Annotated in this window: 10 protein-coding genes; 3 read left to right on the top strand and 7 right to left on the bottom strand. The window is 62.1% G+C overall.

Annotated elements, in window-relative coordinates:
- Positions 1-28: 28 nt before the first annotated feature.
- Positions 29-1,009 carry an ABC transporter substrate-binding protein gene (locus A3M3_RS0118830; RefSeq protein ID WP_028267640.1) on the bottom strand — a complete coding sequence of 327 codons (981 nt, stop codon included), beginning with the start codon at positions 1,007-1,009 and terminating at the stop codon, positions 29-31.
- A gap of 259 nt (positions 1,010-1,268) precedes the next feature.
- On the opposite strand from A3M3_RS0118830, the gene A3M3_RS0118825 reads away from it, so the two are divergent.
- Positions 1,269-2,258 (top strand): LLM class flavin-dependent oxidoreductase, encoded by a 990-nt coding sequence (locus tag A3M3_RS0118825; protein ID WP_028267639.1) that lies wholly within the window; start codon positions 1,269-1,271, stop codon positions 2,256-2,258.
- 225 nt (positions 2,259-2,483) lie between these two features.
- Entirely contained in the window at positions 2,484-5,123 is a 2,640-nt protein-coding gene (locus A3M3_RS0118820; protein WP_028267638.1) for a trehalase-like domain-containing protein, read from the top strand.
- A gap of 135 nt (positions 5,124-5,258) precedes the next feature.
- Here A3M3_RS0118820 and A3M3_RS0118815 read toward each other — a convergent pair whose 3' ends face one another.
- The 6 genes from A3M3_RS0118815 to A3M3_RS0118790 form a co-directional block, all read right to left on the bottom strand.
- On the bottom strand, positions 5,259-6,185 hold the full coding sequence (locus A3M3_RS0118815; RefSeq protein ID WP_028267637.1) for an AEC family transporter: 927 nt from the start codon (positions 6,183-6,185) through the stop codon (positions 5,259-5,261).
- A gap of 151 nt (positions 6,186-6,336) precedes the next feature.
- Positions 6,337-6,765 carry an aspartate 1-decarboxylase gene (gene panD, locus A3M3_RS0118810; RefSeq protein WP_028267636.1) on the bottom strand — a complete coding sequence of 143 codons (429 nt, stop codon included), beginning with the start codon at positions 6,763-6,765 and terminating at the stop codon, positions 6,337-6,339.
- Positions 6,766-6,857: 92 nt separating this feature from the next.
- The gene (locus A3M3_RS0118805) at positions 6,858-8,507 is read right to left on the bottom strand and encodes an alpha/beta hydrolase family protein (protein ID WP_028267635.1); all 1,650 of its coding nucleotides are present in this window, start codon (positions 8,505-8,507) and stop codon (positions 6,858-6,860) included.
- A 2-nt stretch (positions 8,508-8,509) separates the two neighbouring features.
- Entirely contained in the window at positions 8,510-9,700 is a 1,191-nt protein-coding gene (locus A3M3_RS0118800) for an MFS transporter (RefSeq protein ID WP_028267634.1), read from the bottom strand.
- Positions 9,697-11,223, bottom strand: a complete 1,527-nt coding sequence (locus A3M3_RS0118795; RefSeq protein ID WP_028267633.1) for a tetratricopeptide repeat protein — start codon at positions 11,221-11,223, stop codon at positions 9,697-9,699. The genes A3M3_RS0118800 and A3M3_RS0118795 overlap by 4 nt, the downstream gene beginning before the upstream one ends.
- Before the next feature lie 435 nt (positions 11,224-11,658).
- Complete coding sequence (locus A3M3_RS0118790) at positions 11,659-12,000, bottom strand: hypothetical protein (protein ID WP_035743356.1); 342 nt, start codon at positions 11,998-12,000, stop codon at positions 11,659-11,661.
- Between the two features lie 99 nt (positions 12,001-12,099).
- Between A3M3_RS0118790 and A3M3_RS25925 the strand changes: the two genes are divergently transcribed.
- On the top strand, positions 12,100-12,696 hold the full coding sequence (locus tag A3M3_RS25925; protein ID WP_035743354.1) for a TetR/AcrR family transcriptional regulator: 597 nt from the start codon (positions 12,100-12,102) through the stop codon (positions 12,694-12,696).
- Positions 12,697-12,719: the final 23 nt, after the last annotated feature.

Below are 12,719 nucleotides of genomic sequence, written 5' to 3'. Positions count from 1 at the left end.
TGGAAAGTTACACCCTCCTTGGCAAGGGCTAGCTCTTCGGCAGCCCTGCCGGGTTCAGTTCCGAGCTCTGGACCGCTTCTGCCGAGAGGCCCCAACGGTCCAGGATCCTTCCATACGTGCCGTCCTTGATGAGCGAGTTCAGGCCTGCCTGGGCAGCCGCCGCGAAGCCGTTTCCCTTCTTGGTGGTCACCGCGATGCTCGCCTTGAGCGGCCAACCGCCGTCCACCAGGCCCACGTTCTTGGTCTTGCCGTCAGTCTGGGACTTGTAGGACGCGGTCGCATTCGGCCCGAACGTCAGGTCCGCACGGCCCGACTGCAGCGCGAGCGTGGAGGCCGAGTCGTCGTCGTAATACTGGAACTCAACCGGCTTCAAACCGTTCTTCTTGTTCTCAGCGTCCCAGCGCAACAGGATTGCCTCCTGGTTGGTCCCCGAGCCAACAATGATCCGCTTGCCTGCCACATCGGGAGCTGAGTCCACCTTGGTGATGGAGCTGTCGCTCTTGGCGTAGAAGCCGAGTTTGTCCTCGCGGTAGCTGGCGAAATCGAATTTGAGCTTCCGCTCTTCCGTGACGGTGACGTTCGAGATGACGGCCTCGTACTTGCCCGATTCCACGCCCAGCGGCCAGTCAGCCCAAGCCGTCGGGACAATGTCCGCTTTGAGTCCCAGCGATTCGGCCAGCGCGACGGCGATGTCCACCTCGTTGCCCACCGGCGTCTTGTTGTCCGTGGCGTACACAGCCAGCGGGGCCGCGAAGGGGCTCACCGCGACGGTCAGTTTGCCGTCCGCCTTGACCGACTCAGGCACGAGGGCTGCGGCTTCCGGTGAGACCTTTACCGCGAAGCGGTTCTGTTCGGGGGACAGATTGAAAGTCCTGGCAGTGGAGGCGCCAGTGGACGACGACGACGCTGACGCGGCTGAGGCGCCCGGGTCCGAGCATGCGGCGAGGCCGAGAGCCGTGGTCGCGGCGAGTGCCAGTGCGGTGCCGGTTTTGAGGCGCGAAATAGCCATGGAATCCCCTTCGAAAATGATGGATGGTGTGCGTTGCAGCAACTATCCGGCAGGGCAGAGAGCCGGTCAAAGCGCCGTGAAACGCTGGGATACAGGAGTTAACCCGGCTTCATTCGAGGTCCCGGGAGGTCACAGTCCGCGAGCTGAGACGGAGCCCACGCAAGCGCGAGAAATAAGCCGGGCGCCGCCGTCGTTGTCGCAAGAGTGGCCGGGCAACCGGCCCCTTGGACCACACCACATTCGAAAGGCCGGCACCCACGTGACTGTTCCCCTCTCCATCCTCGACCTGGCAATCATCGGCAAAGGTCAGACGGCGGCGGAGAGCTTCGCCGGGAGCGTCGCCATGGCACAACTGGCCGAGCGGCTCGGCTACCGACGGATCTGGTACGCCGAGCACCACAACATGGGCTCGATCGCTTCCTCCGCAACGAGCGTGCTGATTGCCCACATCGCAGCCAGCACCAGCACCATCCGGCTCGGTGCCGGCGGCGTCATGCTGCCCAACCACTCCCCGCTCACCATCGCCGAGCAGTTCGGCACCCTTGAGACCCTGCACCCCGGGCGGATCGACCTTGGCCTCGGTCGTGCGCCCGGCAGCGACCAGAACACCATGCGCGCGCTCCGCCGCGACCCCATGGCCGCGGACACCTTCCCGCAGGACGTGGTGGAGCTGCAGGGCTACCTCACGGGACCCACTCGCATTCAAGGGGTCGAAGCGACGCCCGGCAAGGGCACCAACGTGCCGCTGTACATCCTCGGTTCCTCCTTGTTCGGGGCACGCCTTGCAGCGCAACTCGGACTGCCATACGCTTTCGCCTCGCACTTCGCCCCCAACGCGCTTCAAGACGCTGTCGCCATTTACCGCCGCGAGTTCAAGCCCTCCGAGCAGCTGCAGCATCCTTACGTAATCGCGGGAGTAAACGTGGTTGCGGCCGATTCCGCGGCCGAGGCCCAACGCCTGTTCCTTGAGGTCAAGCGGGACCGCATCTCCCGCTTCCTGGGCGGTGGCCGCGAATTCACCGACGCCGAAGCGGACCTCATCCTCGACTCGGCCCAGGGCCAGCACATCGCGCAGATGGTGAAGTACTCGGCGGTGGGGACGCCGGAGGTCGTGCGTGACTACCTTGACGAATTTTCCCGCCACGCCGACGCCGACGAACTGATTGTGGCCCACCAGAGCACGGGCACGGCGCAGCGCCTGCGTTCGGTCGAGCTGGTCGCGGAGGCTGTTGGACTGAGCCGGGTCTAGTTTGTCTTCCCGGGGCGCGTCACGCCGAGCAAACTTTTGAAGCGTCCGACGGCGGCCTACCGCGGAATTGCGCGGAACGCACGTCTGCGCCGGGGCAAAAGAATGCCTGGCGTGACGCACCCTGCCGAGGACAATCGGAAGCGTTACTTGTTGGCAACGAAGCGGGCATAAGGACGAAACTCCCGCGACGGACACTGGACGAATCCACCCGGAAGGATCGTCCCCATGGCTACTCCGCTCAATTTGTCCGTGGCCGATTCGGCGCTGCTGACAAAATCGCTTCCCCTTGGACTCCTGCGGACCTTCGTTCAATCCGAGGCAGCCCACGACGGAATTACCCCGGAGCTGCTCGCCGAGCTCAGAATGCTGGCCCGCACCCCGGGGCTTTTGGTGGCCTGCAATTACGGTGGAACCCTCTGCACCGCCGAAGGCGTGTCCACGGAGACGCTCCCGTTGGGGAATGCCGCCGTCGCCCTCCGGGCCTTGGCCGCCCTGCCGAACACGCACACGGCCGTTATCTCCGGCCGATCGCTGCGAGACCTGGCTGCCGTGTCCAGGTTGCCGGCGGAAGTCCATCTGGTAGGTTCGCACGGCGCTGAGTTCGACATGACCTACGCGTACAGCATCTCGATGGCCACAGAGGCGATCCTCCAGCAAGCAGCTATGGCGCTCAATGAGTCCATCGGCTTCGAAAAGGGCATCAGCATCGAGCGAAAGCCTGTGGCCGTCGCCATCCACACCAGGCCGGCCACGCCTGCCGTGGTCGCCAGGGTGACCCTCCAAGCGCAGCAGATCGCCCGCGAGCTGGGCCTGGTCTTCATAGTGGATGGATCCGTGTTGGACCTTTCCATTCTGGAGCCTTCCAAAGGCGCCGCGCTGGAGCATCTGCGCACACAGTTGGGGGCCAGCGCGGCGCTGTTTGCCGGCGACGCGGACAGCGACGAACTCGCCATCGCCACTTTGCGGGGCCCGGATCTTGGCTTGCACGTCGGCCCCGGAGAAACATCGGCGCGCTACCGGCTGCCGGACCCGGAATCCTTCGCGAAGGTACTCGCCATCTTGTTCGAGCTGCGCCGGGCATGGTTGTTCGGCGAGGACGCAGTGGGGCTGGAACGGCATTCGATGATCGGCAACGGGACGTCGACGGCGTTACTCACCCCGGAAGCCAAGATTTGCTGGATGAGCCATCCCCTCCCGGATTCCGGCTCCCTGTTTGCCCACATCCTCGGGGGCGACCCGGCCGGCCACTTCAGCGTGGAACCGGTCAAGGCGTCGAAGGTGCTGGGCCAGCGCTACGTGGACAACACCATGATCGTGGAGACGCGCTGGGCCGACGTTACGGTCACCGACTACCTCGAACCGGCCCCGGACGGGATCACCAGCCTGGTCAGGGTCATCTCCGGCACAGGCATCGCGCGGATTGTGTTTGCACCGAGGCCGGACTACGCCAATGCGCCGTTCAATATGGAGGTCAGGGGTGAGGAATTGCACGTGGTGGGCACCTCGGACCCTATCGTCCTTTTCGCTCCCGGAGTCTCATTCACTGTTTCAAGCGACGGCAAACACGGCACCGCCACCGCGGAAGTCAGACTCGCGAACGGTCCCGTCGTCATGAACCTCAGGTGCGGAGACACTGAGCCGACGACACCGGACCCGGCCGGAGAGCTCGCCCGGCGGGCCGCCGTCGCGCACCAATCCCGGCAGTGGGTCCGTGGGCTGGAACTGCCCGACATGAAACCTTCGTTGGTGCGGCGCTCGGCGCTGGTCCTGAAGGCGCTGGTGCACGAACCTACCGGGGCCGTCCTCGCGGCGCCCACCACCTCGCTGCCGGAAGGAATCGGCGGCACCCGCAACTGGGACTACCGCTATTGCTGGCTCCGCGATGGTTCCATGACCGTCAACGCGCTGGTGGATCTCGGTTCTACCGAGGAGGCAGATGGGTTTCTCCGCTGGCTGGGGCGCATCCTGGAGAACGCGCCGGGACCGGAATGGCTGCATCCCCTGTACTCCGTGACCGGCTCCCCGCTGTCCACGGAGGCCATTATCGAAAGCCTGCCCGGTTACGCCGGCTCGCGGCCCGTGCGGATCGGGAACGCCGCCGATCACCAAGTGCAGCTGGATGTCTTCGGACCGATCGCAGAGCTCATCCACGGGCTGGGCAATCGGCGCGGCACCGTGCCGGACGAGCACTGGAAGCTCATGGAGCAGATGGCCTCGGCGGTGCTGGCCCGGTGGCACGAACCGGACCACGGGATCTGGGAAGCCCGGCGGGCGCCGAGGCACCATCTCTATACCAAGGTCATGTGCTGGGTGACGCTGGACCGGTCCATGCAGACTGCGGTCCGGTTCCGGCGCCCCATGGGAGCCGAGTGGGAGGAAACGGCCAACATCATCCGCGCGGAAGTCCTTCGCGAAGGCTGGGATGATTCGGCCAGCTCCTACACCGTGGCCTACGACAGCCCGGACCTGGACGCTGCCGTGCTGCACATCGGACTCTCCGGCCTTTTGGATGTCCGCGACCAGCGCTTCCTGGACACCGTCACCGCCGTCGAGCGGGAACTTCGGGTGGGTCCCACGGTGTTCCGGTACAGGTACGACGACGGGCTGCCGGGCCTGGAGGGCGGGTTCCACATCTGCACCACCTGGCTGATCGAGGCGTACCTTGCCGTGGGTCGCTTGGATGATGCGTTGGAGTTGTTCAACCAGCTCGTGGCGCTTTTTGGACCGACGGGTTTGCTTCCCGAAGAGTTCGACCCGGGCACGGAGACCCACTTGGGCAACCACCCGCAGGCTTACTCGCACTTGGGGTTCATCCGTTGTGCGCAGCTCCTGGACAGGTACCTCGACTCGGTGGACGAAGAGTAGCGACGTGCCCAATTAACCCGCCCGCCACCCAACGGACTCGCCCCCCACCCAACTAACGCGCCCCCACCCAACTAACTCGCACTTGTTGTCGTTTAGAGGGCTCATAACGACAACAACTGCGAGTCAGTTGGGTGCTTAGGTGAGTAAAAGCGCGACGGCGATCATCGCTGGGACGGCCACGACGGTGGTGACAAGGACGGTGTCCTTCGCGACGGTGATTCCCGTGTTGTAGCGAGTGGCGGCCACGAAGACGTTCTGCGCCGTAGGCAGGGCCGACGTGACTACCACGGCGAACAATGCGTGACCCTCCAGGCCCAGGGCGAAGCGGGCGAAGAGGTACGCCATCGTGGGGTGGACGAACAGCTTGAACCCGCTCGCGAGCAAGGTGTCAATCCTTCGGCCAGTGTCCTTTTGCAGCGGCCTCGAACCGTTCAGGCTCATCCCGAATGCCATCAGCATCGCGGGAATGGCGGCCCCGCCGATTAAATGGATCGGCTCCATGACGAGCGAGGGAACTTGCCAACCCGTGCCGGCCACCACCAAGCCGAGTGCCGAACCCACGATCATGGGGTTCCGCACGATCATCACAACGAACCGTAGCGGAGTGGTGCGGTGGCTGCTGGTGCTGGCGTCGAGGGCCATCAGATACATAGGCGTGAAAAACGCGAGCTGGAAGATCAGCAGCGGCGCCACATAGCTCGCGTCTCCCAGGACGAACACCGCGATGGGGATGCCGAGGTTCGCGGAGTTGGCCAGGGATGCGCTCATGGAGGACATGAGCGATTCGGGCAAGGATCGTTTGAGCCAGAACTTCACGATGACGAAGAAGAAGGTGCCTGTAGCTATCGCGCCCACGGCCGTGACCAGGAGTGGCGCCGCGAAGACGTCGTGAAGACGGGCCTTGCCCAAGGTTTCAAAGAGGAGCGCAGGACTTGCGACGAAGAACGTCAGCCCGCTCAGGACCGAACGCGCATTGTCCCCCAGGATCCCGCGCTTGCCGACGAACATGCCCACCAGAATGATGGCCCACACCACGAAGAAGCCGGAAAGGACGCCCAGCACTACGGCATCCGGAGGGGGATGGGCGCGGTGTGGCGTGGGTTCACGGTCCCAGCCTAAATCAGCTTTATTTGCCTGTAAGGCCCGACGGCGGGGTGTTCCGGCATGTGGACTGCGTCATGGGGGTGCCCCGGAGGGGAAGCGGCAGGGAACCCTAGTTCAGGTCCGCGTTGTTGAGGGCGTGCGGCGGGCGCATGATGCCCGGGGTGATCCCCTCGGCGGGATCGCTGCCGAGCTGGACGATTTTGTTGGACCTGTCCACGTGGACAACCTTGGGCTGGTAGGCCCTCGCCTCTTCCGTGGTCATCTCCGCATAGGTGATCAGGATGACGACGTCGCCCACGTGCACCAAGTGAGCGGCGGCACCGTTGATGCCGATGACGCCGGAACCACGTTCGCCGGCGATCGTGTACGTCTCGAGGCGCGCGCCATTGGTCACGTCAACAATGGAGACAAGCTCACCCGGGAGGATATCCGCGGCATCCAGCAGATCCAGGTCGACCGTCACTGAACCGACATAGTGCAAATCGGCATGGGTCACCGTGGCGCGGTGGATCTTGGACTTAAACATTGTGCGGTTCATAACGTGACAAGTTTAGCGCGTGCCCGCTCGATCGCCGGGTGATGCGTGACACAGGGGTCGTTGGAGGAAAGGGGTCAAATCGTGCGCTGCTATTAACATTCGTTCGTGGTGAGGGCGTTTGAGAGCACTGTCCATCGCTGAGCCGCCTCCGCGGAGGTATGCGGGTAATGGTTTCCGGGGACGGTGATGGTTGTCCATTGTCTGCACGCGCTGGTGGCGGCGAGTACCGAGTTTTGGGTGGATGCCGGCAGGACGATTTCGTCTCGCTCAGGGGCAAGGATCACAACGGGAACCGGGCAGGCCAAGGCATATCGTTCTCCGTTGAGGGATTTTTCCCCGAGTTGAGTGAAGCGTTCTTCCGCCCAGGACCGAAAGTTGTGGTCCTCGTCCTGGTGTAGCTGGATGTGCTGGGTGAGGTTGAGGAGAGGAGACATCGCGACGAGCCGTCTTGTTTTGACGTGCCTGGATAATTGGAGTCCCATCCAGGCACCGAAACTGACGCCGAAGATTGAAATCCCTGACACGCCCTTTGCTGCTGCGAATTCATTAATCGCGTCTGCGGTTTGAAGGACCGCCGCGTCCCAGTTCTTCCAAGCATGTTCCTGGTATTCAGCGCCGAAACCTGCAGATCCGGGGTAATTGGTGATGAGCACGTCAAAGCCGGCATCGAGAGCGTCCCAGTAGATGCCGCCGTATCTGAGGTCATCGAGCTCGTGGCTGTCCGGGCCACCATGTAAAGAGACGATGATTTCATTGGCGCGTGATTCTTTTCGCCGTACATAAACGCATGGCACCTCGGCTGGCGTGATGTATTCAAGACTCAGATTATTCTTTGCAAAGGCGATGCCCGGCAGCCTTGTTCGCTGTGTCTGCCACAGTGATCCGATCAGGAGCCCTGTTGAGCGGACCACCGGCTCGAATGCCGCTCCCATGCCAAAGACCTGCGATGTTCCGCAGGGGGAGTCCATGAGGCTGAAGGTCAAATTGTCTGGTTCGGCCTTCAGCAGTCTTTGTCCTTTTTTCGGATGGATGGCGTAGGCGATGACCGTTTTGTCGGAGGCCGCCAGGGAAACTATTGTCCAGCCGCATGGAGGTTCAATGTCTGATTCTCCGGCCGTTCGCACCATGGAAAACCAGATTCCCGACTTATCCGACATTCTGACGATGACGAAGTGGGAAGCCGTTGCGATCACTGTGCCGTCCCCGTGTCCTTGTGGGTTCGCGTCACTGCCAATGCTCCACCGGCCGTCTGAGTCGCTGACGACTGTTCCGTCAGAGAGTACGCATCTTGGTGTGCCCCTCACGGTCTCGAGAGGCTGTGTAATTCCGGATTGGACGTCGGTGAAAAGGCAGGGGCTGTTCGGGGCGGTGGGTTCAAAAACGATGCGCAGCGTTGCCGCCGCGGCGTCTGGGATGAGGCTGGTGAGCTGGTGGGTTTCTTTTGGAGGGGCCTCATAAGCCCGGCAGCGGGGGGAGGCCATCCCGGTGGCCGTGAGTGGATATTCCCGCACGGTCACAAGTGATGCCGTGTGAACGAGGTCATAAATGTAGGGATGGCCAGGAACACAGAAGGGTGATTCGATCTCGGCCAGGCACACGGGTTCGTATTCGCCGACTTGTCTGGGGGTTTGGTGTGAAAGGCGGTAGAGGCAACCATCGAGTGAGCTGAAGACGAAGAGAGTGTTCTCTAGGAGAGCTATCGGGATGAGGTGGTCTTCGTCGAAGAGTGACTCAATGGCCATGATTAGGCTGCTGCCACGATCGGCTCGATTCTCATGTTGCGAAGCAGCAGTGGCAGCAGCGCAGCATTGAGGAGTGTAATGATTCCTGCGGTTAGCAGGAGTCCTTCCGGTCCGGCACTGAGCCATAGAGGTGCGCCCAACGCGCCACCGAGGGTATCGCCAACCAGGAATGCCGATTGTGAAATCCCGAAGATGAAGCCTGTAGCCTTTGCTGGGATAACGGCATATTGGATTGTCTCCTCTGACGCGATCGCGAGGGCAACGAAGACCGCCCGGACGATGAAGATCACGGATATCCATGCTGCGCCGAGGCCCAATGCGAGTGCGGCGGAGAGCGTGATGACTCCGGTAAGAACTTCGGATACTGCGAACAGCGCAAAGGGCCGGCTACCGGTGCTGCTGCGGGCGAGGAACCAAGATGCGGCGATTTGAGCAACGCTCAAAAGTGCCATGGTCAGGGCCGCCTGGGCAGCTGCGGCGCCGCCGTTGGTCAAAATCAACGGCAGGTATGGTGCCACCAGGCTGACGTAGAAGCCGGATAGTAAGCCGATGGCCGCGAGTTTCAAGGCCAAGGCCGTGTATTGGCGACGGTCGATGTCCGGTTCGGGCTTCGCTGGCCCGGGAATTGCAAGAGACCGAGTTGAAGGTTTGGGAGAAACCACCACCCATATGAACGCGAAGGCCACGAGCGCCGGGGCAATCAGCAAGGCAGATTGAGCTCCTGCTGTTTGGGTCGCCGTCAGCGCGAAGATCGATGCAGCCCCGACGGTGCCAAGAAGCACCCCGGTTTGGTTGCCGAGATTCCGGGCTCCAACAATCTTGGGGATCTCCTCCGCGGACGCGGTGGATCGGACCCATGGTCTGATTGCTACTAGAACAAGGGAAGCACCTGCTCCTGCGACCGCTGAGAAGATGACCACCAGAACAACGTCGGTGAACAATCGGCCAGCGATCCCGACACCATAGATGAGCGTCCCGAGCCGCACGGAATTGAGTCCGCCAAAGCGATCTGCGAACGCGCCCCAGGCGAAGGAGAACCCGCCGGCAACCGCCATGACCGCGTACCCGATGCCAAACGCCACGAGAGCATTCAGCTGCTCAAAATAGAGTGGTTGTGCGACTTTGGACATCCACATTCCCCCTGCAAAGAGGGCGGTGAAGACCCCAAGCTGTCCCCGCAGGCCGACCCTCATGCGGTCATGCTTAAGATAGCTTCGCGATTCGCGTTCAAGACGCGTGAATCCGGGAACAAGGCAAGAGCCGCGTCGATGGGTTCAAGGGCGTCGGGATAGCGGTCCTGCCGGAGAAAGATTTCTGCGCTTAACGATGCTCTGCGCTCGGCCTCTTCCCGGGGGAGAGTGCTGTCTATCCATCCGTCGATGTAATTGACGGCCTCTTCGATACGTTCGGCAAGGATGAGGCTGTACACGAGGTTTGTGGCGTGTGTGCATGTACCGGGGTCAAGGGAAGCGGCCCGTGCGTGCGCCTGTGCCGCCGCTCCGTGCGAGGAGTTTTCCCCCTCGTACACTCCGAGGAGAGCCCATGCGGATGCCAGCGTGTCATCGAGTGAAATCGCCGCGCGGCAGGCTGCCAGAGCAGATCCGATGTCACCGGCCGCAGCAAGGCACTTCGCTGCTTCCAGATGGTACTCGGGCATGTGGGGATCAACCTCCAGGAGCTCACGGTAGGTTGCGATTGCGGCCTCTAGGTTTCCCTCTTGTTTGAAGCACTGGGCAAGGTTGTAGATAAGAACCGTGCGGTGGATTGCGACCTTTTCTCCGGTGTCGGTAAGAGTCTCGATGCCCCATCGGAGGAGCCGAACGGCCTCCTCGACGTTGCCGCGGCGGAATAAAATGAGTGCGAAGCCGTTGCGATTGAAAACCTCGTCAAAGATGACGGCATCTTCGCCGCGCTCATCCGGAATCAGCTGCTGGATGAGCGCATAGGCTTGATTCAATAGATCGGCGCTGCGGTTAAGGTCACGCAGCCCGGCTGGGTGGTGTCGGGCATAGAGCATCGCTTTCCCATAGATAGCGCGGATTGCGTCCACGGTAAGCCCCGAAGCGCCCCAGCGGTCGTAGTAGAACTCAGCCTGGACTGTTTCATCCACCATGGCGTGGGCAATGGCCAAGAGGTTCCACACGCGAGGTGAGTGCTCGACATTCTGTAACACGCGCCCGAGACTGATCGCCGTCCAGGCATCTCCTGAATTGACGTAATCGAACGCCAACGAACTGATTCGACCCGCATGCTCCACGAGTGAGAACGCGGAAAGCATGTCTAGCAAACGCTGTTCCTCCGGGGAAGGAACGTGATGGTGGGCGTTGGTGTCGCTGTCGAAGCAGAGCTGCACGGACCAGCCACACACACGAACTGCCACTTCCAAAAATTCCCGGCTGGGCACGTCCAGTTCCTGGGCAGCGGTCACACGGATTACAACGGAACCGAACTCGCGTGCGATATGTTCGGCAATCCTGACATAGCTGCGCCGGGCCCTTTGGCGCTGGAAGAACCGGATCTGTTCATTGGACGTCGCAGCATCAGTAAGGCTGGTAGAGGCGGCCCGAACCTTGGCAGCCAGCCGGGTGTTCAGGGGGTAGACGAGTCGAAGGCTCTGTGACAGTTCGTCTGGGTGGGTGTCCGGCGTCAAGCCGTAACACTTCAGGATGGCCTTCAAGACGCCGAACGAGATGGGGGAACGGGGGGATGCACTCACACAGATCAAGCGGGATCCTTTGGGTTAGTCAAGGCCAGGGGCACCGGCTCGTGGCCGGCACCCCTGGGTGAAAAACTAGAAGACTGACTTACCGCCGTAGAGTACGGCGAAATCGATCTTCTGTTCCTTGGGCTTGTCAATCGTGAGCTGCATTCTTTTCCCCAATCAATGGAAGGGACGGCCCTGTGCCGCCCTCCGCGTGGAAACTAACACGCCTTTCCGCATGGGCAAAGTCACAAGGCTCCGGATCTTGCGCCGGACCGAAGCGGCGGGTATTTGAAAACTGGTGCGCGGGAGTCCGGGGTAGCGCATGCTCGATCCAGCTTTCGAAGAGGATCGAAAACGATCGAACGCAATGCGGTGGCGTTCATTTGCTCACGTTAGCTCGCTCGAACCGGACGCCTGCTGCGATTTCCTTCGCAGGACCCCCTCAGGCTAGGCCCTGCCGCCGGCCTTCCGTGCCCGCCGCCTTTTCAGGGAGCCGTAAGCTGCGAGCAGTTTGGGAACAACCAGGTAAACGGCCGTTGGAACCACCACGAGGGTCAGGACGAGGGCTCGGAGGGCTGGATGCCAGTATTCGGTGAGCGGCCCGAGGGCGGTCATGCCGATCGCGACGAGCGGGAAGATGGCCAGCCAGGTAATGATCGCGCGGGTGTGTATCGAAGGCATGTGCATGGAGGGCATGTGCACGGACGGCGCGGGAGCGGAAACAGGCACGGAAACCGTCGCAGGCGCGGCGCTTTCCGCGGGTGCGGTAAGTGGGATTTCGGTGCTCATGACATTCTCCAACTAATTAGTTGCTTTCGGGGTGAGTTCAGACTAAACGCCGCTCTCGAGAACTGCAACTACTTGGTTGGAATCTGTTAACATGGGTGGATGGCATGGGACACCGAGCGGACCAAGCGGCTCCTCCTTGAAGCGGCCACCGCCGAGTTCTGCCACTTCGGACTCGCCGGCGCCAGGGTGGACCGCATCGCGGCAACGGCCGGAGTCAACAAAGAACGCATCTATCAGTACTTCGGGAAGAAGGACCTTCTCTTCGATGCCGTCATCGCGTCCCAGCTCAGCAAGGTTGTGGACGAAGTCCGCATCGAGGGCAGCGGTCCCGAAGCCTTGGCCGACTACGCCGGACGGCTCTTCGATCATCACAATCAAGATGCAACCTTGCCGAGGCTGCTGTTTTGGGAGGGGCTGGAGCGCGGGGACTATGTGGTGAACCGTCCGGACCGGGCCGCGAACTGCACTGACAAGGTTGATGGCGTCATCCGAGCTTTGTCCGGCACGTCGAGGGAAGACGCGGCCGATCTGATGCTTACCATCATTGCGCTCTGTGACGCCTGGCCGGTCCTGCCCGAGCTGGATGGCCTCATGGCCGGCAAGGGATCGAGCAGGGCGGAGCGGCGCCGCAAAACGATCGTCCACACCGTGTTCCTGGCTGCGCAGGGGTTGGTCCGGGAGCGCAGCACCGTCTAGGCCAACGCCGCCTGGCTCGGCGG

It is taken from the genome of Arthrobacter sp. MA-N2, assembly GCF_000517125.1.
Taxonomy (GTDB): Bacteria; Actinomycetota; Actinomycetes; order Actinomycetales; family Micrococcaceae; genus Arthrobacter; species Arthrobacter methylotrophus.
This window is presented reverse-complemented; position numbering and strand designations above follow the sequence as displayed.